Annotated in this window: 23 protein-coding genes and 1 other RNA gene; 18 read left to right on the top strand and 6 right to left on the bottom strand. The window is 60.8% G+C overall.

Going from position 1 to position 24642, the window contains the following annotated elements; all coding sequences use genetic code 11:
* Nucleotides 1-34: 34 nt before the first annotated feature.
* Entirely contained in the window at nucleotides 35-358 is a 324-nt protein-coding gene (locus NKT35_RS20595) for a helix-turn-helix domain-containing protein (protein ID WP_021476219.1), read from the bottom strand.
* 266 nt (nucleotides 359-624) lie between these two features.
* An RNA gene (ffs, locus tag NKT35_RS20590) (signal recognition particle sRNA small type) lies at nucleotides 625-723 on the bottom strand.
* Nucleotides 724-882: 159 nt separating this feature from the next.
* Here ffs and argE point away from each other — a divergent pair.
* Both argE and NKT35_RS20580 read left to right on the top strand, forming a co-directional pair.
* Entirely contained in the window at nucleotides 883-2046 is a 1164-nt protein-coding gene (argE, locus tag NKT35_RS20585) for an acetylornithine deacetylase (RefSeq protein WP_254296699.1), read from the top strand.
* Between the two features lie 142 nt (nucleotides 2047-2188).
* Entirely contained in the window at nucleotides 2189-3571 is a 1383-nt protein-coding gene (locus NKT35_RS20580; RefSeq protein ID WP_254296697.1) for a sodium-dependent transporter, read from the top strand.
* A 41-nt stretch (nucleotides 3572-3612) separates the two neighbouring features.
* Here the strand turns inward: NKT35_RS20580 and NKT35_RS20575 are convergent, their stop codons facing one another.
* Nucleotides 3613-3891, bottom strand: a complete 279-nt coding sequence (locus NKT35_RS20575) for a hypothetical protein (protein WP_254296695.1) — start codon at nucleotides 3889-3891, stop codon at nucleotides 3613-3615.
* Nucleotides 3892-4149: 258 nt separating this feature from the next.
* Between NKT35_RS20575 and NKT35_RS20570 the strand changes: the two genes are divergently transcribed.
* Nucleotides 4150-5358: an amino acid aminotransferase gene (locus NKT35_RS20570; RefSeq protein WP_254296693.1), complete on the top strand. Its 1209-nt coding sequence runs from the start codon at nucleotides 4150-4152 to the stop codon at nucleotides 5356-5358.
* A 520-nt stretch (nucleotides 5359-5878) separates the two neighbouring features.
* The gene (locus tag NKT35_RS20565; protein ID WP_254296690.1) at nucleotides 5879-6232 is read left to right on the top strand and encodes a hypothetical protein; all 354 of its coding nucleotides are present in this window, start codon (nucleotides 5879-5881) and stop codon (nucleotides 6230-6232) included.
* Nucleotides 6233-6299: 67 nt separating this feature from the next.
* Here the strand turns inward: NKT35_RS20565 and NKT35_RS20560 are convergent, their stop codons facing one another.
* The 3 genes from NKT35_RS20560 to NKT35_RS20550 all read right to left on the bottom strand — a co-directional run bounded on the left by NKT35_RS20560 (nucleotide 6300) and on the right by NKT35_RS20550 (nucleotide 9474).
* Entirely contained in the window at nucleotides 6300-6944 is a 645-nt protein-coding gene (locus tag NKT35_RS20560) for a TetR/AcrR family transcriptional regulator (RefSeq protein WP_254296688.1), read from the bottom strand.
* A 66-nt stretch (nucleotides 6945-7010) separates the two neighbouring features.
* Nucleotides 7011-7859: a mechanosensitive ion channel domain-containing protein gene (locus NKT35_RS20555; protein WP_254296685.1), complete on the bottom strand. Its 849-nt coding sequence runs from the start codon at nucleotides 7857-7859 to the stop codon at nucleotides 7011-7013.
* 4 nt (nucleotides 7860-7863) lie between these two features.
* Nucleotides 7864-9474 carry a peptide chain release factor 3 gene (locus tag NKT35_RS20550; RefSeq protein WP_254296683.1) on the bottom strand — a complete coding sequence of 537 codons (1611 nt, stop codon included), beginning with the start codon at nucleotides 9472-9474 and terminating at the stop codon, nucleotides 7864-7866.
* Between the two features lie 175 nt (nucleotides 9475-9649).
* On the opposite strand from NKT35_RS20550, the gene NKT35_RS20545 reads away from it, so the two are divergent.
* The 14 genes from NKT35_RS20545 to NKT35_RS20480 all read left to right on the top strand — a co-directional run bounded on the left by NKT35_RS20545 (nucleotide 9650) and on the right by NKT35_RS20480 (nucleotide 24635).
* Nucleotides 9650-10153, top strand: a complete 504-nt coding sequence (locus NKT35_RS20545; protein ID WP_254296681.1) for a TonB-dependent receptor plug domain-containing protein — start codon at nucleotides 9650-9652, stop codon at nucleotides 10151-10153.
* Between the two features lie 27 nt (nucleotides 10154-10180).
* Nucleotides 10181-11146 (top strand): IS1595 family transposase, encoded by a 966-nt coding sequence (locus tag NKT35_RS20540; protein WP_254296678.1) that lies wholly within the window; start codon nucleotides 10181-10183, stop codon nucleotides 11144-11146.
* The gene (locus NKT35_RS20535) at nucleotides 11136-12857 is read left to right on the top strand and encodes a TonB-dependent receptor domain-containing protein (RefSeq protein WP_254296673.1); all 1722 of its coding nucleotides are present in this window, start codon (nucleotides 11136-11138) and stop codon (nucleotides 12855-12857) included. The genes NKT35_RS20540 and NKT35_RS20535 overlap by 11 nt, the downstream gene beginning before the upstream one ends.
* An 82-nt stretch (nucleotides 12858-12939) precedes the next feature.
* Complete coding sequence (locus NKT35_RS20530) at nucleotides 12940-13557, top strand: riboflavin synthase subunit alpha (protein ID WP_254296671.1); 618 nt, start codon at nucleotides 12940-12942, stop codon at nucleotides 13555-13557.
* Nucleotides 13554-14216: a Dph6-related ATP pyrophosphatase gene (locus tag NKT35_RS20525; protein ID WP_254296669.1), complete on the top strand. Its 663-nt coding sequence runs from the start codon at nucleotides 13554-13556 to the stop codon at nucleotides 14214-14216. The genes NKT35_RS20530 and NKT35_RS20525 overlap by 4 nt, the downstream gene beginning before the upstream one ends.
* 29 nt (nucleotides 14217-14245) lie before the next feature.
* Nucleotides 14246-15370: a bifunctional 3,4-dihydroxy-2-butanone-4-phosphate synthase/GTP cyclohydrolase II gene (gene ribBA, locus NKT35_RS20520; protein ID WP_254296666.1), complete on the top strand. Its 1125-nt coding sequence runs from the start codon at nucleotides 14246-14248 to the stop codon at nucleotides 15368-15370.
* A gap of 60 nt (nucleotides 15371-15430) precedes the next feature.
* Nucleotides 15431-15898: a 6,7-dimethyl-8-ribityllumazine synthase gene (ribH, locus tag NKT35_RS20515; RefSeq protein WP_254296664.1), complete on the top strand. Its 468-nt coding sequence runs from the start codon at nucleotides 15431-15433 to the stop codon at nucleotides 15896-15898.
* A 66-nt stretch (nucleotides 15899-15964) separates the two neighbouring features.
* Nucleotides 15965-16414 carry a transcription antitermination factor NusB gene (nusB, locus tag NKT35_RS20510; protein ID WP_254296662.1) on the top strand — a complete coding sequence of 150 codons (450 nt, stop codon included), beginning with the start codon at nucleotides 15965-15967 and terminating at the stop codon, nucleotides 16412-16414.
* A 269-nt stretch (nucleotides 16415-16683) separates the two neighbouring features.
* On the top strand, nucleotides 16684-17634 hold the full coding sequence (gene thiL / locus NKT35_RS20505) for a thiamine-phosphate kinase (protein WP_254296661.1): 951 nt from the start codon (nucleotides 16684-16686) through the stop codon (nucleotides 17632-17634).
* A complete protein-coding gene (locus NKT35_RS20500; RefSeq protein WP_254296660.1) occupies nucleotides 17618-18124 on the top strand; it encodes a phosphatidylglycerophosphatase A family protein in 507 nt (168 codons plus the stop codon). Before thiL ends, NKT35_RS20500 begins: the two co-directional genes overlap by 17 nt.
* Before the next feature lie 125 nt (nucleotides 18125-18249).
* Entirely contained in the window at nucleotides 18250-21219 is a 2970-nt protein-coding gene (locus NKT35_RS20495) for a DNA translocase FtsK (RefSeq protein ID WP_254296659.1), read from the top strand.
* A 259-nt stretch (nucleotides 21220-21478) separates the two neighbouring features.
* The gene (locus NKT35_RS20490; protein ID WP_254296658.1) at nucleotides 21479-22582 is read left to right on the top strand and encodes a methyl-accepting chemotaxis protein; all 1104 of its coding nucleotides are present in this window, start codon (nucleotides 21479-21481) and stop codon (nucleotides 22580-22582) included.
* 34 nt (nucleotides 22583-22616) lie between these two features.
* Complete coding sequence (locus NKT35_RS20485) at nucleotides 22617-22925, top strand: STAS domain-containing protein (protein ID WP_254296655.1); 309 nt, start codon at nucleotides 22617-22619, stop codon at nucleotides 22923-22925.
* Nucleotides 22926-22934: 9 nt separating this feature from the next.
* Nucleotides 22935-24635, top strand: a complete 1701-nt coding sequence (locus NKT35_RS20480; protein ID WP_254296652.1) for an ATP-binding SpoIIE family protein phosphatase — start codon at nucleotides 22935-22937, stop codon at nucleotides 24633-24635.
* Nucleotides 24636-24642 lie beyond the last annotated feature (7 nt).

The raw sequence follows: 24642 nt of genomic DNA, 5'->3' as shown, positions 1-24642 counted from the left end.
GTAGGGCTTGGCTGGCTTTTTGTTTGGGCCCGGATTAGCTGGCTGCAGCTTCGGCGCCGCCTTCTTGGGCTTCGATCTTGGTGCGAACCGCTTTGCGCAGGCTCTTGTACAGATCGGGGTGGGTTTCCTTCAGGTACTCGACGATTTCGAAGTCTTCGCGACGTACCTTGGACAGGTCGATTTGCTCGACATGCACCAGGCGGAGCAGTTCGCGCACCGGCTTGGGCATGTTGCGGCCGCTTTCATAGCGGGAACCGCCAGACTGGGTCACGCCGATGCGGCTCCAGAATTCTTGCTGGTTCAGGCCAAGCTTGCGACGGATTTCCCGGGGATTCGGGATTTTTTCAAACAGTTTCATGAGTGTTCCTCTCGTATCTGAAACAAATGGTTCTAGTATTTTTTTAGGACTTCGCCCTGCCTATTAAAAATAGCAAAAAAAATCCAACAGGAATATTTATGATGCAGGGAAATTAGTGAAGTTCCATGAATTTGAAAATTCAGTTTTGCTAATGTTAGCAAACACTAATCATCAAGGACAATGGTATTCTGCATGCCGACAGGAAAAATGCTGCCTGGGTGTCGCAAATTTGCAATTGTTCACTTGATGATATCGTATAGGGGAGGGGTGGCGAGCCTGACCCCCGGCACTTGCACTAAATAACTGTGGCTGCTTCCTTCCGGACCTGACCAGGTTCGCTATCGTGCAATGCGGGGAGGCCCGCCATAGAGAAAACGAATTGTATACAAGCTTTGCCTATTTGCCAAGCATTTTTTAAATGAAGCGTTCAATATCCGGCGGACGATGGCCTGGGAGCGGGCTTGCGGCAAATGAGAAGCAGGCGCAGACTCGTATCGACAAATATAGAGATGGAGCGGGAGAGCATGACTAGCGTGGTATCCGAATTGCTGGGCAAGCTGGTGGCCTTCGACACGACCAGCCGGCTGTCAAACCTTCAACTGATAGAGTGGGTCAAAGCTTATCTGGCCGGATACGGCATTGAGAGCCGCTTGACCTATAGCGATGATGGCCGCAAGGCAAACCTCTTCGCGCGCATCGGCGCCGATCATCTGCCTCTGATCATGCTGTCCGGCCATACCGACGTGGTGCCGGTGGATGGGCAGGCATGGAGCTATCCGCCATTTGAGCTCACGGAAAAGGACGGCCGGCTTTATGGCCGGGGCAGCGCGGACATGAAGGGGTTCATCGCTTGCGTGCTGGCGCGCGTGCCGCAGTTCGTGCGGCTGGCGCGCGAAGAGCAGTTGGCGCAGGGCGTAGGCATCGCCTTGTCTTACGATGAGGAATTGGGCTGCCTGGGCGTCGGGCGCTTGATCGCGGGCCTGCAGGAGGATGGGGTGGAGGTGGCTGGCTGCCTGGTCGGCGAGCCGACATCCATGCGCCCCGTCATCGCCCACAAAGGCATCGCGCATTACCGTTGCAAGGTGAAGGGCAGGGCGGCGCACTCTTCTTTGACGCCGCAGGGCGTCAATGCCATCGAGTACGCCGCCAAGCTGATCACGCATGTCCGCAAGCTGGCGGATGCCGAGGCAGCCTTCGGCCATCGGCAGCCTTTATATGATGTGCCGTTCACCACGATGCAAACCGGACTGATTCATGGCGGCGTGGCTTGCAATATCGTGCCGGCCGATTGCGAGTTCATGTTTGAGTGCCGCTGGTTGCCGGGGGATAACCCCGAACGTTTGGTAGAGTCGGTGCGCGACTATGCCGCGACGCTGCTGTTGGAGATGCGCGAAGTGGCGCCGGAGGCGGATATACAGTTTGAGCCGGCCGTTTATAGCCCGGCATTCGAGTCTGATCCGGACTCCTCCATTCGCGTCTATGTGGAGAGTCTGTGCGGCTGCGCGGGCGGAGACGGCGTGGCCTATACTACCGAGGCCGGCTTGTTCAGCGAGGCTGGCATGCCTTGCGTGGTGCTGGGGCCGGGGTCGATCGAGCAGGCGCATCGGCCTGATGAGTACATCGAATTGGCGCAGTTGCAGGCTTGTTATGATTGGCTTGGATTGCTGTCCGACAAGCTTATAAGATAATGATCAATATAAGTCGTAAATAATTTTGCGCTGGCGTGGATTAAGCCCCACAATCTACGCCCTGCAGCATCGTATGGATTCAAGCCCGCCCGGATGATAGCCGCGCGGGCTAGTTTTTTGTAGTAAGCAGAGAGAACAAAAAATGAGTCAGGACAGATCTAAATCGGGTGGAGAAGGCAAGAAGCGGGATGGTTTCACCTCCAGCTTCGGTGTGTTGGCGGCGACGCTGGGGTCGGCTGTCGGCTTGGGGAATATCTGGAAATTTCCATATCTGACCGGCACCAATGGCGGCGCCGGTTTCTTGGTGGTGTACGTATTGGCCACGCTGTTGGTGGGCCTGCCGGTGATGATTTCCGAGATCATGCTGGGCCGCAAGGCCAAGCGCGATGCGGTGACTACGCTGGCGACGCTGGCGCCCAAGGGGCAGCCGTGGTGGCTGGTGGGCGCTTTTGGCGTGTTCGCGGCCTTCCTGATCATGGCTTTCTATTCGGAAGTGGCGGCCTGGGTGTTCGCTTACATCTTCAAGGCGATTTCCGGCGGGATTCTGTCCAGCGATCCCAAGGTGACTTCGGGCGCTTTCACCGGCCTGATCTCGGATCCGGTGCAGTCCTTGCTGTGGCAGTGGCTGGTGCTGGCGCTGATCGGCGGCATTCTGTTGCTGGGCGTGTCCAAGGGCATCGAGGCGGTCACCAAAAAACTGATGCCGCTGTTGTTTGTGCTGCTGCTGGCGATAGGCGCGCGCAGCCTGATGCTGCCGGGCGCGAGCCAAGGCCTGGCCTTCCTGTTTACTCCGGATTTCTCCAAGATTACCGGCGCGGTCGTGCTGACGGCTGTGGGCTTGGCATTTTTCAAGCTGTCCATCGGCATGGGCACGATGATCACTTACGGCAGTTATTTCCGCGATGATCAGAATATCCCGCTCACCACCTTCCGGGTGATGTGCGCCGACTTGTTTGTGTCGCTGTTGGCCGGCATCGCCATTTTCCCGGCGGTGTTCGCCTTCGGTTTCCAGCCTGCGGCTGGGCCTTCGCTGCTGTTCATCACCATTCCGGCGGTGTTCGCCAGCATGCCTTTGGGCCATGCTTTCATGGTGGTATTCTTTGTGCTGGCCGCCATAGCCGCCACCGGCGCCATGTTGTCCATCCTGGAGGTGCCGGTTTCGGTGCTGAGCGAGCGCTTCGGCATCAGCCGGGTGAAGTCCACGGTGATCAACTTGTTGCTGCTGGCTGCGGTGGGCTCCAGTTGCGCCTTGTCCAATAGCCTGGCGGCGGATTTCAAACTGTTCGGCATGACGATGTTCGACCTGTTCGACTTTGTGACCTCCAATATCCTGATGCCGATAGGCGGCATTTGCCTGTGCCTGTTTACCGGCTGGGTGTGGGGTTATGATCGTTTCCGCGACGCGCTGAGCAATGGCGGCGCCTTGAGCAACGAAGGCCTGTTGCGGGTGCTGTTCTTCGTGCTGCGCTTTGTATCGCCGGTGCTGATACTGGTGGTGATGCTCAAGGGTTTGAAGGTGTTCTAAAGTAAAAGGCCGGACTCGATAGTCCGGCTTTTTTATTAGGCTCAAGGCAGCGGCGTGTCCTCGTCCGAGTCGACGACGGGCGGCGCTTCAAAGCCGTTCAGTTCGCGCGAGCTTTTTTCCAGCAGCAGCACGATGGCGGTGTTGAGCGCGCCGAACAGCCAGCTGATCAGCAGAAAGACGGAGTAGGCGGTCAGCTTGTCGGCAAACAGCGTTTTGCCGTGCAGGGTAAGCTCTTCCGGGTCAAAGATGGAGTAAAACACGGTGGTGGCGAGGACGGCGATGATGAACGACGGCCAGAACAACAGGATGCTCTTTTTCATGGATGCCTCCAGAATGCGTGAGCCGGCAAGGAATCGCTGCGGTTGCGGCGATCATGTTTCTGATTATGCCATGATGGCTGGTTTGTCGATGTGCATCCGCAATATCCTGCCAGCTCAGCCAGGGTGCCGCTCCGTCTCTCCATCGTGTAGACTGTTGTTCGACAGCGAACAGCCTTGCATTCGAAAGGCAACAGCGCAATCGATTCCCTCACTCGCCGGCGGCATGTCGCCGGCACTTGCATATGTATGGAGCCTGGTATGACTTCTTCGATCTTCGCCGGCGTGGAGCTGGCGCCGCGCGACCCCATTCTCGGCCTGAACGAGGCGTTCAATGCGGATGAGCGCACCACCAAGGTGAACCTTGGCGTCGGCGTGTATTCCGACGATAACGGCAAGATTCCCTTGTTGGCTGCGGTGAGGGCGGCGGAGAAGGCCAGGCTGGAGGCATTGCCGGCGCGCGGCTATCAGCCGATAGAGGGGCCGGCGGCTTATGATGTCGCCGTGCAAAAGCTGCTGTTTGGCGAGGGCAGCGATTTGCTGGCTCAAGGCAAGGTGGTGACGGCTCAGGCGCTGGGCGGCACTGGCGCGTTGAAAATCGGCGCGGACTTTCTGAAGCGTTTGAATCCTGACGCCAAGGTGTATATCAGCGACCCGTCCTGGGAAAATCATCGCGCGTTGTTCGAGTCGGCAGGCTTCGATGTGCAAAACTACCCTTACTATCATGCGGCTACGCGCGGCGTTGATTTTGCCGCGATGAAGGCGCACCTGTCGGCGTTGCCGGCAGGCTCGATCATCGTGCTGCACGCGTGCTGCCACAATCCCACCGGCGCGGACTTGTCCGCCGCGCAATGGGAAGAGCTTGTCTCCATTTGCCGCGAGCGCGGCCTGGCGCCGTTCCTGGATATGGCCTACCAGGGTTTTGCCGATGGCATCGATGCTGACGCGCTGGCAGTGCGTTTGTTCGCGGCTTCCGGCTTGCAGTTTTTTGTGGCCAGCTCTTTCTCCAAGAGCTTCTCCTTGTATGGCGAACGCGTGGGCGCGCTGTCCATCGTGACTGCTTCCAAGGATGAATCCACTCGCGTGCTGTCGCAGCTCAAGCGTGTGATCCGCACCAATTATTCCAATCCGCCGATTCATGGCGCGGCGATTGTCGCCGCCGTGCTGTCCAGTCCTGAGCTGCGTCAGCAGTGGGAGGACGAACTGGCCGGCATGCGCGACCGCATCCGGGCCATGCGCACCAGCCTGCTGGAAGCGCTGCGCGCCAGCGGGGTCGAGCAGGATTTCAGCTTCATAACCGAGCAGCGCGGCATGTTCTCGTACACGGGCCTGACTGCGGCCCAGGTGGAGCGCTTGCGCGAGTCGTTCGGCATTTACGCGGTGTCCACGGGCCGGATCTGCCTGGCGGCTCTGAATAGCCGCAATGTCGAGTATGTGGCGCAGGCGATCGCGAGTGTTGTAAAAGCGTAACATTTCTGCGGATTGATCCGTCTTTGCCTGCGAACAGGCGGGGAGGGAAGTCTGACTGCAAGCCTGCCGGAATTTTCCGGCGGGCTTTTTTTGTAAATGGGCCTGCAAAGGGAAGGGGGGGTGGGCGGATCATGCTCAGATATGAGTTTTATGGATGCTTTCTTTTGCATTTCAGGAGTTTGATGAGTCTTGGTGCAAGCCGTTCCATTCTGGTGCGTGTTAAATCGTTGTGATTGTGTTAAGTAATTTGCATATAAAAATGATGTTTGTATAATAAATCAACTGTATTTATTGGTTTTGCAATTCATTTTTAGGCTTTTTGTGGATTGAGCATTGTCAAAAAGGACAGGTTTGTCAGATGGCGACATGATTTTTCGAAAAGGGCATTGTCGAGCCCCTGAAATATCCTCATGATGTTGAGAGACATCAATGAATGTCGTTTAGCCGACTGTTTATGAGCGGCGGCGGAACACAATAATCAACAGCTTGTTTGAGAGGGGGAACCCTCGGGGTAGATGCCATGACTGCGACTTTTCCTGAAGTGCTGGTACCGCAGGCGCTGACTGCGGGTGCTTTTGATGCTGATGATGCCGATGTGCGTAATAACTTGGGATTGCTGGGTTTGTTGGATGTTTATTCTCGCGACGGGAAGTATCGCTTGACGGCTTCGCTGGAACCGGTTGATCCGGACTTGCAGCCGACTGCATGGGTGTTGGAAGTGGAGATGGAAGTATGCGCCAAGGCCAAGGTGTCGCGTTTCACCGTGGGCAAGGTGGAGTATAACGGCGGCGCGCCGGGCAATTATTTGCGCAAGCTTCTGGCTAGCGGCGAATTGAATGGCTATCTGGCGAGGACCATGGCTGCGGCGGCCTGATCAATCTGGCCTGGTGTTTGAAAAAAAGCCACCCGTTGGGTGGCTTTTTGATTTTGCGGCCGCTGGTTTAAGCGACGTGCCTGTCGTAGAGAGAGCGAAAGGCCGGCATGTACTCCGGCTGGACATAGGGCTTGAGCAAGGCCAGCACTTGCAGCACGCCGCGATGGCCGGACGCTTCGGTGATGGGCGCCTTGGGGCGCGAGGTCTGCTCGAAGGCGAACCAGAACTTCACTACCAGCCAGATATTGACGCTGACGGCCTCGATGTCTTCCTCGTCCATCCTGAGCAGGCCCAGGCGGATGAACTCGCGGAAATGCTCGCCCAGGATGTTCTTCAGCTCGGTGTTGACGAACTGATGGTACTCCGACTGCATTTGCGGATTGCGCGCCAGCATGCCCGGCAGGTCGTAGAACATGAAGCGGAACTGCCACATCGCCTGGAAGGCGGTGTCCAGGTAGTTGACCAGGTCGTCTACCGTCATCTTGCGGTTTTCCGGCACGGCCAGGCGCTGGTTGATGAATTCGCGATACATGGAGAAGATCTGGTAGACGATCTCTTCCTTGTTTCTGAAGTGGTAGTAGAGGTTGCCGGGGCTGATGCCCAGATGCGCCGCGATGTGGTTGGTGGTGATGCTGCGTTCGCCCTGTTCGTTGAACAGCTTGAGGCTTTCCTGGATGATGCGGTCGTAGGTCTTGATTCTGGTTTTACTCATGATGCACCGGCTGATGGGAACTTCGCATAGCGCCATTGTATACGACGTTTGGAGTTCCTGCTCTATTTATTGCGTTTGGGTGATGGGGTAGCACTCTGCCATGAACTTATGCAGGATCGCTTGCTCTATACGTTGCCTTTCCCTGGCGGGAATGGCGATGCGCAGGATCAACTGATAGCGCTTTTCATCGACGGGCTGGATGGAGGCGCGCGGCTCGACCGACGGAATCTCCACCAGATAGCGCTGCGCCATCTCCTCCATGTGGCGGCGGGCGATTTCGACGTGAGGCATGCAGATGTCCTCGGCTGCCTCCATCAACATCCGCTCCGCCTGCGCCGGTGGAACCATATAAGAGAGCGGCACATTGATGATGTGCATCACATATTCGCCCATATAGTTTTCGCGGATCACCGGCGTGGACAGCAGCAGGCTGTTCGGGAAGGTCAGCGCTCGCCCTGTCATCTGGTGCGAGCTGTGATTCGGGCCGATTTCCATCACCGTGGTGGACAGCAGTCCGATATCCACCACGCGGCCGCGGACTACGCCAATCTCGATATGATCGCCCAGGCCGTAGCTGTTGGACATCTGCCGCACCACGCCGCCGGACAGGCACATGATCAGCTCCTTGGTGGCCAGGATCAGCGCGGCGGCGAAAGCCAGCATGGAGACGGCCAGCGTCTGCAGCTCATTGGCCCAGATGAAGCCTATGCCGGCCAGCCCGATCAGGAACAGGCCGTTGCGGGTGTTGATCGACCAGCGGCGGCGCTCCTCGATCGGAGTGCTGCCACAGGCCGCCAGCAGGCGGTCCACGACGATGCGGATGATCAGCAGCGAGAGCACCAGCAGCAGGGAGCGGGTGATCTCGTGCGAGTAGTTTTCCCTCAGGAAAGCGATCAGATCGAGTATGGTGTGCACGTTGTCAGTCGTTCAGCTTGACTGCGTGTTCGCGGGTTTCGTGGAACACGATGTCCGGCCAGCGCTCTTGCGTCAATTGCAGATTCACGCGATTGGGCGCCAGGTAGGCCAGGTTGCCGCCGGCGTCGGTCGCGATGTTCATTTGCAGCGCCTTGACGAATTCGTCCAGCTTTTTGCGGTCGTCGCAGCTGAACCAGCGCGCCGACCAGATGCTGGCCGATTCGAAAATCGCGTCCACGCCGTATTCGGCCGCCAGGCGGCTGGCCACCACTTCAAACTGCAGCACGCCTACCGCGCCCAGGATCAGGTCGCCGCCGCTGTGCGGCTTGAATACCTGCACCGCGCCTTCTTCGCCCAGCTGTTGCAGGCCTTTTTGCAGCTGTTTCAGCTTCAACGGGTTCTTGATGCGCACCGAGCGGAACATTTCCGGCGCGAAGAAGGGAATGCCGGTGAAGGACAGCTCTTCGCCCTCGGAGAAGCTGTCGCCGATCTGGATATTGCCGTGGTTGGGCACGCCGATGATGTCGCCGGCAAAAGCCTCTTCCACGATCTCGCGGTCGTGCGACATGAAGGTCACGACCGAGGAGGCGGCGATGTCGCGGTTCAGGCGCAGGTGCTTCATCTTCATGCCGCGTTCGAACTTGCCGGAGCACACGCGCAGGAAGGCGATGCGGTCGCGGTGTTTCGGGTCCATATTGGCCTGGATCTTGAACACGAAGCCGGAGAACTTGCCTTCGGTCGGCGCCACGCTGCGCACGGTGGCGTCGCGGTCTTGCGGCGCCGGCGCCCAGTCGATCAGCGCGTTGAGGATTTCGCGCACGCCGAAGTTGTTGATGGCGGAGCCGAAGAAGACCGGCGTCAGCTCGCCGGCCAGGAACTCGTCCAGGCTCCATTCATTGGAGGCGCCCTTGACCAGTTCGATTTCCATGCGCAGCTGTTCCATTTCCAGCGGGAACAGTTCGTCCAGGCGCGGGTTGTCTATGCCCTGAATCACTTCGATGTCGGAAACCAGTTTCTCCGCGCCGGCCTCGAACAGGATCACCGCGTCGTTCAAGAGGCTGTACACACCGCGGAAGGTCTTGCCCATGCCGATCGGCCAGGTGATGGGCGAGCAGCGGATCTTCAGCACGTTTTCCACCTCGTCCAGCAGCTCCAGGCTGTCGCGGACTTCGCGGTCGCACTTGTTCATGAAGGTGACGATGGGCGTGCTGCGCAGGCGGCACACATTCAACAGCTTGATGGTCTGCTCTTCCACGCCCTTGGCGGCGTCGATCACCATCAGCGCGCTGTCCACCGCGGTCAACACGCGGTAGGTGTCTTCGGAGAAGTCCTGGTGGCCCGGGGTGTCCAGCAGATTGACGGTGTGCTCGCGGTAGTCGAACTGCATCACCGACGAGGCCACCGAAATGCCGCGCTGCTTTTCGATCTCCATCCAGTCGGAGGTGGCGAACTTGCCGCCTTTCTTGCCCTTGACCGTGCCGGCCATCTGGATGGCGCCGGAGAATAGCAGCAGTTTTTCCGTCAGCGTGGTTTTACCGGCGTCGGGGTGGGAAATGATGGCGAAAGTGCGGCGGCGCGACACTTCTTCGGCGATTCGGCTCAGTTCGGCTGACATGGATGCAGGATGGAATTCAGTAAAACCGGCTATTTTACCGGACTTGGCCGGGGTGGGAAGTTTTATGTTAATATTTGAGAATAATTATCAATATCAATAAAGTTCCGTGATGTCGTCTCATGTATCAAAGCTTGCGCCGCGCGCAGCATCTTCGCATTCCTTCGCTCTTTCTTTGTTGGCCCTCAGCATTGCCCAGATAGCCAGCGCCGCCGACGGCGACGCGGTTCGCCTGAACAAAATCAGGGTGGAAGAGTTCGTCAAATCCAAGGTGGCGGTCGCCAATGCGGTCGATGCCGAGCAACTGGCGCGTTCGCAGCCCAAGTCGCTGGCCGAGGCGCTGGACGCCTTACCCGGCGTCAATGCCGGCGGCTCGCCGCGTCCGGGCGGTCAAACCATCAATGTGTGGGGCTATAGCAAGACCGAGCAGGTCCAGGTGCAGCTGGATGGCGCCAGCCAGAGTTTTTCCAAGTATCAGCAGGGCACCTCATTCATCGAGCCCGAGTTGCTTGGCCGGGTCGAAGTCATCAAGGGCGCGCAATCGCCTTATTACGGCAATGGCGGCTTCGGCGCAGTGGTGAAAGCGGAAACCAAGTCGGTGGACGAGCTGCTGCGGCCGGGACAGTTGTGCGGCGGCTTTCTGAAAGGCTATGTCCCAATTCCGTGTTGGGAGCTATGCTGAATACAGTAGCAGACCGGGAGTCGCGCCATGGATGCCCAGAGTTTTCAGCGTTTTCTTGCCCAACTGGATCAGCTCACGCTCAAACAGAGGAGCTTGCTGTCTTCTGCGCTTAAACATCCCACTCACCATGACGCCATTCAGGACGCCTTGCCTGACCTGACGGCTTGCCCACACTGCCAGGCCGAGGCCAACCAGTTGGCGTTATGGGGCTGGGGCCGAGGCCTGCGGCGTTATCGCTGCAAACAGTGCCACCGGACCTGCAATGCCTTGTCGGGCAGTCCATTAGCCAAATTGCGCAAGGCCGATCGCTGGCTGAGCTACGCCCAAGCACTGCAGGATGGCTTGACCGTGCGAGCAGCCGCTCGTGCATGCGGCATCAGCAAGAACACGGCTTTCCTATGGCGGCATCGCTTCTTGCATCGCGCATCAGACCATCTGGCGGCGCAAGCCCGAGGCATCGTCGAAGTAGATGAAACCTTCATTCTGGAATCATTCAAAGGGCAGCGGTGCCTCCCCCGCGCGCCGCGCCAGCGGGGTGGCGTCAGCCAAACACGGGGAACCGGGCCGGATCAGATTCCCATCATGGTGGTGCAGGACCGAGAGGGACATATAGCGGACTTCAAGTTGAAGAAGCTCAATGGCGCTCATGTGGAAGCGGCTTTAGCCCCGTTGGTGGATAGCGACGCCATCCTGTGTTCGGACGGCGCAGCGGTGTACTCGACCTTTGCCAGGCAGCATGGCATTACCCATCGAGTCGTGCATGCCAAGACGGGACAGCGGGTACGCGAGGGGGCGTTCCATATCCAGCATGTGAATGCCTACCATAGCCGCTTGAAGCTTTGGATGGCTCGATTCCACGGGGTTGCCACCAAATACCTTGAAAACTATCTGGGGTGGCGACGGATGCTGGAGCGCTATCAGCAAACCATGCAGCCTTGCCACTGCTTGCAGGAGGCAGTGGGTCGTCCCTTGCAACACATTATTGGGACATAGCCTTCTGAAAACCTCGTATCAGAGCAATGGCGGCCAGTTCGGCAAATCCGCCGCGGCTTATGGCGGCGGCAGCGATCAGCCGGTCGACATTCTGGCCTATATCACGCAGAGCCATTCCGGCGACGGCAAGACCGCCGATGGGGCCAAGTATATGTTCTCGGGCGGCGAGCAAACCGCAGGCATGCTCAAGCTGGGCTTTCGTCCGGCGGCCGGCCATCAGTTCAAGCTGAGCCTGGTGCGGCAGGATGCCGAGCTGCGCACGCCGTGGGCGGCGCGGGCGGGTTTGCTGGATGCGCCGCGCGACGATGAGATCCGCCGATATGGCGAGGAGGGCGCCTGGCTGCGCAAAACCGTCTGGCGCGAGCAGGAAACCGAGTCCGGCAGCGCGGAGTGGCGCTACGCCGATCCTGCGCGGGAATGGCTGGATCTGTCGGTGACCTACAGCCAATCCCGCCGTTATCAGCACGATACTCGGCCGGAATCGACCTGGAAGGTGGACTATGGCGCTTCCTACGGGCATGAGAGCTGGGTCAATCAGCGCAGCCGCAGCTGGGAAGTCCGCAATCGCGCCAAATTGGGCGACAAGCATGCGCTGACGGTGGGCGCGGCCTGGAGCCGGCAGGACTGGGATCCACTCTCGTTCCTGGCGACCAAGGTTAAGAACAAAGACTACAACTACGGCTGGCTCAACCCCTATGGCGCCAATCGCGGCGTGGAGAGCATCCGCTCCGCCTATGTGGTGGAGGAATGGAAGCCGTTCAATACGCTGATTATCACGCCTTCGCTGCGTTTTGATCAGGTGACCTTGTATGGCCGTTCCAATCTCGCGCCTATCTACAATGTCGCCAAGGCCGGCCATGACTACAGTCCGGTGGCTTATTCCGGCTTCTCGCCGCGCTTGGCTTTGCAGGGGCGCTTGTCTGAGAATTGGCGGGCCAGCCTGGATTATGTACACACCTGGCGGGCGCCCAGCGTGGACGAAGTGTACGCGGCGCAGATTCCGCAAACCTCGCTTCCCGCCACCAGCCGCCAACTGCGGCCGGAAACGCTGAATGCCGTCTATCTGGGATTGGCATATGAGAAGCGGGATGCGTGGACGGCAGGGGATAAGCTGGAGCTGTCCATGCTCGGCTACCATCAGCGGGTATCCGACAATATTTATATGCGGCTGGGCAGCGGCAATACCGGGGACGCGCCGGGCCAGCCGCCCAAGCCCAGAACCGGTTTCTATCGTAATCTGAGCGGCTATCAGATCCATGGCTTTGAGCTGGCGGGCGATTATCAGGCGCGCGGATGGTTTGGCGGGTTTTCGCTGTCGTCCACGATGGGCGATCACGACAACAGCCTGCGCGACCCTTGGGGCGCGTCCGAGCCGGTGGTGGACATCCCGCCGCGCAAGCTGGTGCTGACGGCTGGCGTCAAATTGCCGCGCGCCGGCCTGGCGTTTGGCTTGCAGGGCAAGTTCGTTCGCCGTCAAGACCGGGTGCCTATGCATGACGGGGCGATCACGGCCTATGCCATGCCGCCGCGCGCCGGCTATGCCTTGGCTAATTTCTTCCTGAGCTGGCAGCCGCGCCAGGGCTGGGGCAAGGATATGGAGGTGAGGCTGGCGGTGGATAATCTGACCAATCGCGCCTACCGGCCTTATCTGACCGAGGGCGCGCAAGGCATGGGACGATCCGTCCGCACCAGCCTGAGCTGGCGCTTCTGATTCGACCGTCAGGAATATGGCGACGGTCTGTCCGATGGCGGGGTACAATGACGCGATTCAGTCGCATTGAAGGAGCGTCAGCGTGTTTACCGGTATCGTTCAGGGCGTCGCCGCAGTGGCGGCCATAGAAGAAAAGCAGGATTTTCGCACCCATATCGTGCGACTGCCCGAAGCCATGCTGCCGGGGCTGCAATTAGGCGCCTCGGTGGCGCACAATGGCTGTTGCCTGACCGTGACCCGCGTGGACGGCGATCTGGTTCACTTCGACTTGATGCAGGAAACGCTGCGCGTCACCAATCTGGGCGCGCTGAAAGTCGGCGACGGCGTCAATGTCGAGCGCGCCGCGCGCTTCGGCGACGACATCGGCGGCCACGCCATGTCCGGCCACGTGATGGGCTTGGCGACGGTGGCCGAGGTGATCGAATCCCCCAATAACCGCACCATCTGGTTCGAATTGCCGGCCGGCCTGGAGAAATACGTTTTCACCAAGGGCTATATCGGCATCGACGGCATCAGTCTCACCATAGGCGCGGTGGAAAACCGCCGCTTCTGCGTCCATTTGATTCCGGAAACGCTGACCCGCACCAATATCGCCGGCCGTAGCCCCGGCGACAAAATCAATATTGAAATCGATCCACAAACCCAGGCCATCGTCGATACCGTCGAGCGCGTGCTGGCGCAGCGCGGAGCGCTTGCGTGAGCGTATCCGGCCTGCGGGCCCTGGCTTCCTGGAGCGGCGGCAAAGACAGCTGCCTCGCGCTGTGGCGGGCCGTTCAGGCCGGCGTTCAGCCGGCTATATTGCTGACCATGGTGGATGAAAGCGGCGAGCGCTCCCGCTCGCATGGCGTGCGGCCGGAGGTGCTGGCTTTGCAAGCGGCGGCGCTGGGCGTGCCGCAACGGCTGGCGCGCGCCAGCTGGGATGCTTACCGCGAGGTTTTTGTCGCCCAGTTGCGCCAGGCCGCAGGCGAGGGCGTGGAGGCGGCGGTGTTCGGCGATATCGACCTGGACTCCCATCGCGAATGGGAGGAGCAGGTTTGCGCCGAGGCCGGGCTGCGCGCCGTTTTGCCCTTGTGGCAGGAGAGGCGCGAGCGCCTGGCGCGAGAATTTGTCGATGCGGGCTTCGCGGCGCGCATCGTGATGGTCAACACTGCCCTGGTCGACGAAAAGTGGCTGGGCCGGGTGTTCGATCATCAGTTGATAGAAGACATGCTGGCCGAGGGCGTCGACCCGTGCGGCGAGGCGGGCGAGTTCCACACCCTGGTGGTGGACGGCCCCTTGTTCAAACAGCCGCTGGCGCTGCGCGATGGCGCGGTGGCGAAGCTCGGCGAGTACCGGGCGCTGGATCTGCTGCCCGCGTAGAACGGGCGAAACGACAAAGGAATAGAGACATGGCCATTTCTCCGATTCAAGACATCATCGCCGACATCCAGGCCGGCAAGATGGTGGTGCTGATGGATGCCGAAGACCGCGAAAACGAAGGCGACCTGGTGATGGCGGCCGAATTCGTCACCCCGGAGGCGATCAACTTCATGGCCAAGTTTGGCCGCGGCCTGATCTGCCTGACGCTGAGCGAGGAGCGTTGCAAACTGCTGAACCTGCCGATGATGACCGGCAACAACGGCACCAGTTTCGGCACCAATTTCACCGTATCCATCGAGGCGGCCGAAGGCATCACCACCGGCATCTCCGCCGCCGACCGCGCCCACACCATCAAGACCGCCGTGGCGCGTCTGGCCAAGGCCAGCGATCTGGTGCAGCCGGGCCATGTGTTCCCGCTGAAGGCGCAGAACGGCGGCGTGCTGATCCGCGCCGGCCACACCGAGGCGGGCTGTGATCTGGCCATGCTGGCGGGCGTGGAGCCGGCCGGCGTGATCTGCGAAATCATGAACGACGATGGCACCATGGCGCGGATGCCGGAATTGCTCAAGTTCGCCGAAGAGCATGGTCTGAAGATAGGCACCATCGCCGATTTGATCCAATACCGCAGCCGCACCGAGTCGCTGGTGGAGAAAGTAGGCGAGCGCCCGGTGGAAACGCCGTTCGGCAGCTTCGATCTGCACGTGTTCCGCGACATCACCACCAAGGCCACGCACTTGGCGCTGAGCAAGGGCCGGATTAGGCCCGATCATGACACGCTGGTGCGCGTGCATGAGCCGCTGTCGGTGATCGATATGCTGGCGCCGCTGTGCAGCCGCCACTCCTGGACGCTGCCCAATGCGCTGGAGACCATAGAGGAAGAGGGTTGCGGCGTGGTGGTGCTGTTGTATCGCGACGAAACCGGCGCCGATCTGGCAGAGCGCGCCTTGGGACAGGAACCGGCGCGGCAAAAGTGGGACAGCAAAACCTTCGGCATCGGCGCGCAAATGCTCAAGGCGCTGGGCGTAGGCCGGATGAAGCTGATGTCCAGTCCGGTCAGTCTGCCGTCTATGACCGGCTTCGAGCTGGAAGTGACCGGCTTCAGCCAGCCAGGGCATTTTCATGTCGACCAGGCCGCAGGCCCAGGCGTGGCCTAAACGCGGCGTTTGAGGTACAATCGTCGGCTTTCCTTAGTGTTTTCGCCGCGAGGACCCCTCATGCTTGAAGCTATCCAGCGTATCGAACCCAATCTGTCCGGCAAGGGACTGAAAATCGGCATCGTCATGGCGCGTTTCAATACGCCGGTCTGCCATGGCCTGCGCGACGCCTGCCTGGCCGAATTGTCCAAGCTGGGCGTGGCCGCGGCCGATGTGACCCTGGCCACCGTGCCGGGCGCGCTGGAAGCTCCGCTGGTGCTGCAGACCATGGCCAAAACCGGCCGCTTCGACGCGCTGGTGGCGCTGGGCGCGGTGATCCGCGGCGAAACCTATCATTTCGAACTGGTATCGAACGAATCCGGCGCCGGCGTCACCCGCGTCGGCCTGGATTTCGACATTCCGGTCGCCAATGCCATCCTGACCACCGAAAACGACGAGCAGGCGGAAGTCCGCATGCAGGAAAAGGGCGCAGACGCGGCCCGCGTGGCGGTGGAGATGGCTAATCTGCACAAGGCGCTGCGCGGCTAACACCGCCGCCAGCCATCGCTAGGGAGGCGCTTTGCGCTTCCCTCGTTCTTTTCAAGGAATCGCCTAATGAAAACCGCCCGCCGCCGCGCACGCGAATTCGCCGTGCAAGGCATTTATGAATGGGAATTGAACCAGGATCGCCCGGCCTCGCTGATCGAAAAGCACCTGCGCGAGAACGAATACTTCGCCAAGGCTGACGAAACGCTGTTCCGCGGCATCCTGTACGGCGTGCTCAAAGACGTGGAAACGCTGTCCGCCCAGGTGAGCCGCTACTACGAGCGCGCCGAGGACGAAGTCAGCCCGGTGGAGCGCGCCGTGCTGCTGATGGCCGCGCTGGAACTGACCCAGAGCCCGGAAACGCCGTACCCGGTGATCATCAACGAAGCCATCGAAATCACCAAGACTTTCGGCGGCACCGATGGCCACAAATTCGTCAACGGCGTGCTGGACAAGCTGGCCGCGGATGTTCGCGGCGACGAAGTGCTGGCGCAAAAACAGCGCCGCAAGCAAGACTGATCATTTCCGCCCGGCGGGAGTCGATAGCCGTTAAGAACACCCGCCCAGAGCGGGTGTTTCAGATTGTTGACAAAGTGCCCTCTCGCCTTCTTGAAGGCGAGGCTCCCTTGCAGGGCAAGGGCGGGGGATTGGGATTCGATGGGCAGGCTGCGGGCTCGGACACTGATGTGGCGAGGCCCGGCTTTGCCGGGTCCTGTAGAATCGCCCCCAATCACTTTATTCGCAGCCTGAAACACCCGCCCAGAGCGGGTGTTTTCGCGTGAGGGGCCATGAAGGAATTTGAACTGATCGGCCGCTATTTTCAGCGGCCCGCGCCGTCCGCGCTATTGGGCGTGGGCGACGACGCCGCCATCGTGCGGCCGACTGCCGGCCATGATCTGCACATGTCGGTGGACATGTTGGTGGAGGGTCGGCACTTTTTCGCCGACGTCGATCCGCGAGCCTTGGGGCACAAGACGCTGGCGGTGAACCTGTCCGACATGGCTGCCATGGGCGCGCGCCCGCGTTGGGCCTTGTTGTCCATCGCGCTGCCGCGCGCCGAGGAAGCCTGGGTATCGGCCTTCGCCGAGGGCTTTTTCGCTTTGGCGGACAAATACGGCGTCGAGTTGATCGGCGGCGACACCACTGGCGGCCCATTGACCTTATCGGTCACCATCTTGGGCGAAGCGCCCAGCGGGCAGGCCTTGCGACGTTCCGGCGCGCGCATCGGCGACGATATCTGGGTGTCGGGCGAGCTGGGGTTGGGGGCGCTGGCGGTCAGGCAGCGTCTGGGCTGGCTGAATGTAAACGACGCGGAACTGTTGGCCTCCGCGCGGCACAAACTGGAGTATCCGGAACCTCGGTTGGCATTAGGCGCGGCCTTGCTGCCGTTGGCGCATGCCGCGGCGGACGTGTCGGACGGCTTGATGGCGGATCTGGGGCATATCCTGGCGGCCTCCGGGGTGGCCGGCGAGGTTTGGGCGGAAGCTTTGCCTTCGCACGGCAAGCTGGAAGCGCGCCGCGGCGAGTTTCTCGCCTGCCTGGCGGCGGGCGGGGATGATTATGAGCTGGTCTTTACCGCCCCGGCCGACAAGCGACAACAGATAGAGCGCGCCGCCGCCGGCGTCGGCTGCCGGGTCACCCGCATTGGCCGGACGCTGGCGGGGCAGGGCGGCGCGCTGCTGGATGCAGCCGGACAAATCGTGAAATTGGACAAGGAAGGTTATGACCACTTCGGCTGAGGCGTTGAAAGTCACGCCAAATTGGCGTTTTTTGTTGCGCCATCCCGCGCATTTGCTGGCTTTCGGTTTTGGCAGCGGCTTGATGAGAAAAGCGCCGGGCACCTGGGGCACGCTGGTGGCCTTTCCGCTGTTCTTCCCTTTGCATGCCCTGGGCGTAGGCGGCTGGGCGCTGATGGCGCTGTGCGTGCCGCTGTTCATCATCGGCGTCTACGTCTGCGAGGTGACGGGCAAGGCGCTGGGCGTGCACGACTATGGCGGCATCGTTTGGGATGAGGTGGTCGGCATGCTGATGGTGCTGGCTTTCGCCCCGGCAAGTTGGGCCGGCTGCTTGGTGGCTTTTGCTTTGTTCCGCCTGTTCGATATCGTGAAACCTTGGCCGATACGCTGGTTCGATGCCCGCGTCGGCGGCGGTTTTGGCGTGATGGTGGACGATGTGATCGCGGCTGTATTCGCCTTGGCGGTGCAATATCTGATTTGGGATACGTTTTGACACTTTATTGAAGTGTGAAAACAGTTAGAATCCTGTCACATATAATCCGTGCCGCGCTGCTGTCTAGCGGCGGCCTATAAGCGCACTCCCGTCGATGATGGGCATTTGAATTCGGGGTTTGGATCGTGTTGGCTGTTGTCTTTGTTTTGCTGCTGTTGGCGGCCGCGGGCGCCTGGCTGGTATTGAGCGGCCGTGTGCCCTTGTCCTTATTGACTGAGAAGCTGGATCATCTGCTGGGCATTGAGGGCAGGGAGATTCGTCGCGAGCCGGATTATTTCGGCGAAGAGGAGGACGAGGCGCGGGCTTTTTCCGTCTCGCATCCTGCCCCGCAAGAAGACAGCTTCGCGCGCGCGACTGAGCGCGAGCCCGTAGCCGCGGATCGTTTCCCGCAGGACGAGGCCGCGCCGGGGAAGCCCGCTCGCGAAACGGCGCCCATGGTGGAACTGCCGAAGCCGATTGATCGCCCTCTCAGGGCGGAGCGCGTAGAAGCCGCCGCTGCCAAGGAAACCATCGTGCTGCCGCGGGCGGATCGCTCCTTGCCGCCCGAGCCCGCTGATGAGCTTCCGACGTTGGAGCTGTCGCGCGACTATCGCAAAAAAGCGCGTTCGGCTCCGCAACCAGCCGAGCTGGACGACATCCCCGTCATCGGCCTGTCGGAAATGCAAAGCAATATGCGGCAGGATTATCGCCGCCGCCAACGCATGCGCGGCGTCGAAGTGGAGCCATCCGGCGAAGGCGAAATGCCCACGATAGGCAACCATGAGGTGCGCGCGGCCGTCGCCAACTTGCATGCCCATCGTCGATCCCAACCCGCCAAAGCGCCGCTGCCTCCGGTGGAGCTGGTTCCCATTCCGCGCGCCAAGCCCGAGACCAAGCCTGAACCGGCTAAACCCATGGTGGTGATCGAATCCTTGCGCAAACCGGCGCATGATCCGGTTCGCAAATCCGCCGTTACTCCGCCGGCTGCGCCGCTGATTGACATCCAGAGCATCCCGGACGCGAAGCTGGCGACCGGCGCGCCCGCGCCTTCATTCAAAGTCGATCCGCCGGCGCCTGCCGCCATCGAGATGGCCACGATAGCCGCGCTGGCATCGGCTCAGCCCATAGTGGAGGAAGCGGTCGATGCGCAGAGCGTGCCTGCCGTAGAGACGGCATCGGAACCGGTCGCTTTGCCGGAGCCATCAACAAGCGTCGAGGCAATCGGCCAGGAAGAGCAGCCCATCGAGGCTAGCCCGCATCAGGACAGCGGCGAGAGTGAAGAGGCGCCGGAAGAAGTTGCCGCGCCGCTCGCCCGCGCGCCCTGGCGCTGGCCGCAAACGCGCGAGGTGCTGGTGCAACAGGAGGATGCCGCGCCGGCCATCATGCAGCAAACCATCATTCATGAACCGCTGGCTGAGGTTTCTCTCGCCGCCACCGCCGAGCAACTGGCCGCCGCGCCGCTGGCCTGGGTGTTGATGGATGAGGTCCAGCGGGAAGCGGAGCCTGAGCCCGCGCGCTCAACATTGGGCCTTGCCACGCCATGCTTGGCAGCTTCGCATGCGGCTGCAGAGGCAGAGGCAGAGGCAGAGGCAGATGCAGATGCGGAGGTCCGCCATCGGCCCGACTACGACGATTCCATGTTGCCGGGGCTGGACTTGCTGCGCCCGGCGGATCTGGCACAAGAGACTTGCAGCCAGGATGAATTGCTCGAGCGCGGCATCGTCATCGAGGAAAAGTGCGCCGAATTCAAGGTCAAGGTCAGCGTGGTGGATGCTTATGCCGGCCCGGTGATCACCCGTTACGAGGTGGAGCCGGCGGTGGGCGTGCGCGGCAATCAGGTGGTGAACTTGATGAAAGACCTGTCGCGCGCGCTGGGCTTGGCGTCGATACGCGTGGTGGAAACCATTCCCGGCAAAACCTGCATGGGTTTGGAGCTGCCTAATCCCAAGCGGCAGATGATACGGTTGTCGGAAATTTTCTCCGCCGAAGTGTTTCAAGGCTCGGCTTCGCGGCTGACCATGGCGCTGGGCAAGGACATTACCGGGGAACCGGTGGTGGCCGATCTGGCCAAGGCGCCGCACCTGCTGGTGGCCGGCACCACCGGCTCCGGCAAATCGGTGGGCGTCAATGCGATGATTCTGTCGCTGCTGTACAAGGCCACGCCGGATGAGGTCCGCTTCATCATGATCGACCCCAAGATGCTGGAGCTGTCGGTTTACAACGATATTCCGCACCTGTTGTCGCCGGTGGTGACCGATATGAAGCTGGCGGCCAATGCGTTGAACTGGTGCGTGGGCGAGATGGAGCGCCGCTACCGGCTGATGAGCGCGCTGGGCGTGCGCAATCTGGCCGGCTACAACCAGAAAGTGAAGGATGCGGCCGCCCGCGGCGCGCGCATTCCCAATCCCTTCAGCCTGACGCCGGAAACGCCGGAGCCTTTGGACAAGCTGCCCTTCATCGTGGTGGTGGTGGACGAGTTCGCCGACCTGATGATGGTGGCCGGCAAGAAGATTGAAGAGCTGATCGCCCGCCTGGCGCAAAAAGCGCGCGCCGCCGGCATCCACTTGATCCTGGCTACCCAGCGTCCGTCGGTGGATGTGATCACCGGCCTGATCAAGGCCAATATTCCGACGCGGATCGCCTTCCAGGTGTCCAGCAAGATCGACAGCCGCACCATTCTGGACCAGATGGGTGCGGAAAGCCTGCTGGGCCAGGGCGATATGTTGTTCCTGCCGCCAGGCACCGGCTATCCGCAGCGCGTGCATGGCGCCTTCGTCACCGACGACGAAGTGCATGCGGTGGTCGAGCACCTGAAGCAATTCGGCGAGCCCGATTACGTGGAAGGCCTGCTGACCGGCGAGAGCGAGGCGGATGAGGCCTCCGCCGACGCCACCGCCAAAGCTCAGGCGGCGACGGAGTCCGACCCTTTGTACGACGAGGCGGTGGAGATTGTGCTGCGTACCCGCAAGCCGTCGATCTCCGGCGTGCAGCGCCATCTGCGCATCGGCTACAACCGCGCGGCGCGGCTGATCGAGGAAATGGAAGCCGCCGGCATCGTCAGCGCGATGGAGAGCAATGGCAACCGCACCGTGCTGGTGCCGCAGCGCGAGTTCTGATTTTCCCTTCTTGGGCGCGCCTTCTTGCCAGGATGGCGCGCCACCCCTCTGTCTGCAGACCATCTGATTTCGCTTCCGCCTATCGCCGCTGATTTGACAGCGGGCTATCGATGCGCCATATCCCAGTAAGAGCGCAACTGTCTTTTCAAGTTTATTTGCCGATAGGCTTGTCAGAGGCGAAATGCAAACAATTCCACCCTCCCGGGATGTCCGTCCGCGTCAAAGCGCCTATTGCCTTGCCGCCGGACTCGCCTGTTGCTTGCTTTTATTCGCCGCGGGCGGCCCGAGCGCGTTTGGCGGCGCTTTGCCATATGGGCTGTTGCTGGCCTTGGCGGGCGCGTGGCTGGCTACCCTATGGCTAGGGGCGGCGTCTGGCCGCGATGGCGGCGAGGATGCCGCGGCCCCGGTAAAACCGGATGATATGTTGCATGATCTTGCCGCCTTGGGCAGCGGCTTGTCCGCCGCCTCCTGCGTGGCGGGCAAGGAGGTGAGCGGCATCGAGCAAGTGCTGGGCGATGCGGTCGGCAAGCTGGTGCAAGGTTTTTCCGAAATCCAGGGGATGCTGCAAGAGCAGCAGCATCTGGCCTTGACCATCGCGCAACATGGCCGCAATGGCGAAAAGCAGAGTTTTGATGCCTTCTTGCAGCAAACTTCGCGCAGCATGAGCGACTTTGTCGACAACACCGTCAGAACCAGCAAGACGGCGATGGCGCTGGCAGACCGCATGGACGATATCCAACAGCGGGTGGCGAGGGTGGAGAAAGCGCTGGAGGACCTGGAAGGCATTTCCGCCCAGACCAATATGCTGGCGCTGAACGCGGCGATTGAGGCGGCCCGGGCCGGCGAATCGGGCAGGGGCTTCGCCGTGGTGGCGGACGAGGTGCGCAAACTGTCGATGCGCTCCGGCGGTTTTTCCGAATTGATCCGCGAGTCCATCGCCGAAATGGTGGAGGCCATCGAGCAGGCCCAGGGGGAGATCGCCGAAATGGCGTCCAAGGATATGAATTTCGCGCTGGACGCCAAAATCCAGGTCGACGACATGTTGAAGCAATTGTCGGAAATGAATGGCGAGACCGCCCGCGCGGTGGAGCAGTTGTCGCAAATCGCCAACCGGGTGGGCGAGAGCGTGCGGGTAACCATCACGGCTTTGCAGTTCCAGGAGATGGTGGTGCCCATGGTCAATGAAATCCAGCATCGATTGGACGCGTTCGCCCGCGCCGGGGCGGCTGTTCGGCAAGCGGCGGACGGGGCGGATAAGGACTTGCTGCGCCGCTATGTGATCGAGCTGAGCGAGAGCCGCCTGGCAGAGGCGCGAAGCGGCGGTCCCAAGCGGGTGTCCGCTGGCGATATCGATTTGTTTTGAGGCCGGCTCCGGCTCAAGCGGGTGGAGGCGATAGATGAGCATCAAACTCAATTTAGCGAATGACCGCACCGTGATCGCGATAGACGGCCGTTTCGACTTCGAGTTGCATGACGCTTTTCGCGAATGCCTGGACGAGGCGCTGGCGCGCAAAGAGCGAGTGCCGCTGGAAGTGGACTTGTCGCGGGTGGACTCTTTGGAGAGCTCCGCATTGGGCATGCTGTTGGTGATGCGGGACAAGGCGAAGGCCATCGGGGCGGAGAGGGTGGCCTTGGTGGGCTGCCGCGGCTTTGTCAGGCAGATTCTCGACGTGGCCAGCTTCAGCAAATTTTTCGACATCCGCTAGGCGAGCATCATGGAGAGGATCTTTACTGTTCTGGTGGCGGAAGATGTCGAGGCGACCCGGCTGTTGATGGGTCTGGTGATCGAGGAAATGGGCCATGAGGTCTGGTACGCCGAAAACGGCCTGCAGGCGGTGGAGCAGTGCCGGCGCGATCTGCCCGATCTGATTCTGATGGATATGATGATGCCGGTGATGGATGGCCACGAAGCGATGCGGCAGATCCGCGAACTCTGTGCCGAGCATTGGATACCCATCATCTTCCTCAGCGCCAAGAGCGATGAGGAGTCGCATATCAGCAGCCTGGATGTCGGTGCGGACGACTATCTGCCCAAACCCATCAATCTGACCATGCTGGCGGCCAAAATCCGGGTGATGCAGCGCATCAGCGAAATGCAGAGGCGGATCTCGGAAGACTCGAAAAAGCTGCGCAACTATTACACCAACAATGAACGTGAGCAGGCCTTCGCCAAGCACGTGTTGGATAGCATAGTCGGCAGCGAGGAGCAGCAGTTGCCGGGAGTGAGCGGTTGGCAATTACCCGCCGAACAATTCAGCGGCGATGTGCTGGCCAGAGCCATGTCGCCAACCGGCCAGCTGTGCCTGATGCTGGCCGACAGCACCGGCCATGGCTTGTCGGCGGCCTTGGCCTGCCTGCCCGCGGTGGACATTTTCTACGCGATGGTGAGGCGGGGCTTCCCCTTGACCGCCATGGCGCGCGAAATCAACGTCAAACTCAATAGGTTGTTGCCCATCGGTCGTTTCGTCGCGGCGGCGCTGGTGACGGTGGATTGGGAACTGGGCTGCGTCGAGGTCTGGAATGGCGGCATACCCTGTGTGATGTTTGTCGGGGACGATGGCCGCTTGCTGAAGGAGTGGCGTTCGCAATATCCGCCGCTCGGCATCTTGAACGCCGATGAATTCTGTTGGGGCAGCGAGTCCTACTTCTGGGAGCAGAGCGGGCATCTGATCGTCTGCTCGGACGGGCTGACCGAGGCGAAGAACCCGAGCCAGCGGCAGTTCGGCAACGAGGGCATTTGCGCGGTGCTGCGCGAGGCCGGCGATGATGATCCATTAAGCCGGATTCGGCAGGCGGTGCTCAGCCATCTGGACGGCGCGCCGAACCGGGATGACATCTCGCTGGCTTCGATCCGGCTCAAAGTGGGCGCGGATCCTTTCCTGGGCGAGCAGGCGGCGCCTGAGGGGCGGCACGATGGCCGGCAATTGAGCCACTGGCAGGTCAAGCTGGCCTTCGACGCCGATGAGTTGAAGCTGGATCAGACCATTCCCTTGCTGATCGGCTGGCTGAATCAATTGGGTTTCAGAGGACGGCAATTCAAGCAAGTCTTGCTGATCGTGACCGAGTTGTTCAATAACGCGCTGGATCACGGGGTGCTGCGGCTGGATTCCAGCCTGAAGGACCAGTCGGACGGCTATGAGCGCTATTTCAAGCTGCGCCGCGAAAGGCTGGCCGCCTTGCGGGAGGGGGGCTTGGAGCTGTCGCTTGAGCGGGTGTCCGACGAGGCCGGCTGGTTGATTCGAGTCGGCGTGTCGGATAGCGGCGCGGGATTCGACCACCCTTCGCTGATGGAAAGGCTGCATCGGCAGTCTGATGATCGCAAGCATGGCCGAGGCATTGCCTTGGTGAATTCGCTCTGCTCGCGGCTTGCCTTTCATGGCAATGGCAACGAAGTGGTGGCGGAGTTCCGTTTATAGATTCCCT

The sequence above is a fragment of the Chromobacterium sp. IIBBL 290-4 genome, assembly GCF_024207115.1.
In the GTDB taxonomy this organism is placed as follows: domain Bacteria; phylum Pseudomonadota; class Gammaproteobacteria; order Burkholderiales; family Chromobacteriaceae; genus Chromobacterium.
This window is presented reverse-complemented; position numbering and strand designations above follow the sequence as displayed.

What these genes read in the sequence shown, in the direction of transcription:
- NKT35_RS20595 (WP_021476219.1), bottom strand. Translation starts at nt 358, where the DNA reads ATGAAACTGTTTGAAAAAATCCCGAATCCCCGGGAAATCCGTCGCAAG.
- argE (WP_254296699.1), top strand. Translation starts at nt 883, where the DNA reads ATGACTAGCGTGGTATCCGAATTGCTGGGCAAGCTGGTGGCCTTCGAC.
- NKT35_RS20580 (WP_254296697.1), top strand. Translation starts at nt 2,189, where the DNA reads ATGAGTCAGGACAGATCTAAATCGGGTGGAGAAGGCAAGAAGCGGGAT.
- NKT35_RS20575 (WP_254296695.1), bottom strand. Translation starts at nt 3,891, where the DNA reads ATGAAAAAGAGCATCCTGTTGTTCTGGCCGTCGTTCATCATCGCCGTC.
- NKT35_RS20570 (WP_254296693.1), top strand. Translation starts at nt 4,150, where the DNA reads ATGACTTCTTCGATCTTCGCCGGCGTGGAGCTGGCGCCGCGCGACCCC.
- NKT35_RS20565 (WP_254296690.1), top strand. Translation starts at nt 5,879, where the DNA reads ATGACTGCGACTTTTCCTGAAGTGCTGGTACCGCAGGCGCTGACTGCG.
- NKT35_RS20560 (WP_254296688.1), bottom strand. Translation starts at nt 6,944, where the DNA reads ATGAGTAAAACCAGAATCAAGACCTACGACCGCATCATCCAGGAAAGC.
- NKT35_RS20550 (WP_254296683.1), bottom strand. Translation starts at nt 9,474, where the DNA reads ATGTCAGCCGAACTGAGCCGAATCGCCGAAGAAGTGTCGCGCCGCCGC.
- NKT35_RS20540 (WP_254296678.1), top strand. Translation starts at nt 10,181, where the DNA reads ATGGATGCCCAGAGTTTTCAGCGTTTTCTTGCCCAACTGGATCAGCTC.
- ribBA (WP_254296666.1), top strand. Translation starts at nt 14,246, where the DNA reads ATGGCCATTTCTCCGATTCAAGACATCATCGCCGACATCCAGGCCGGC.
- ribH (WP_254296664.1), top strand. Translation starts at nt 15,431, where the DNA reads ATGCTTGAAGCTATCCAGCGTATCGAACCCAATCTGTCCGGCAAGGGA.
- nusB (WP_254296662.1), top strand. Translation starts at nt 15,965, where the DNA reads ATGAAAACCGCCCGCCGCCGCGCACGCGAATTCGCCGTGCAAGGCATT.
- thiL (WP_254296661.1), top strand. Translation starts at nt 16,684, where the DNA reads ATGAAGGAATTTGAACTGATCGGCCGCTATTTTCAGCGGCCCGCGCCG.
- NKT35_RS20500 (WP_254296660.1), top strand. Translation starts at nt 17,618, where the DNA reads ATGACCACTTCGGCTGAGGCGTTGAAAGTCACGCCAAATTGGCGTTTT.
- NKT35_RS20485 (WP_254296655.1), top strand. Translation starts at nt 22,617, where the DNA reads ATGAGCATCAAACTCAATTTAGCGAATGACCGCACCGTGATCGCGATA.
- NKT35_RS20480 (WP_254296652.1), top strand. Translation starts at nt 22,935, where the DNA reads ATGGAGAGGATCTTTACTGTTCTGGTGGCGGAAGATGTCGAGGCGACC.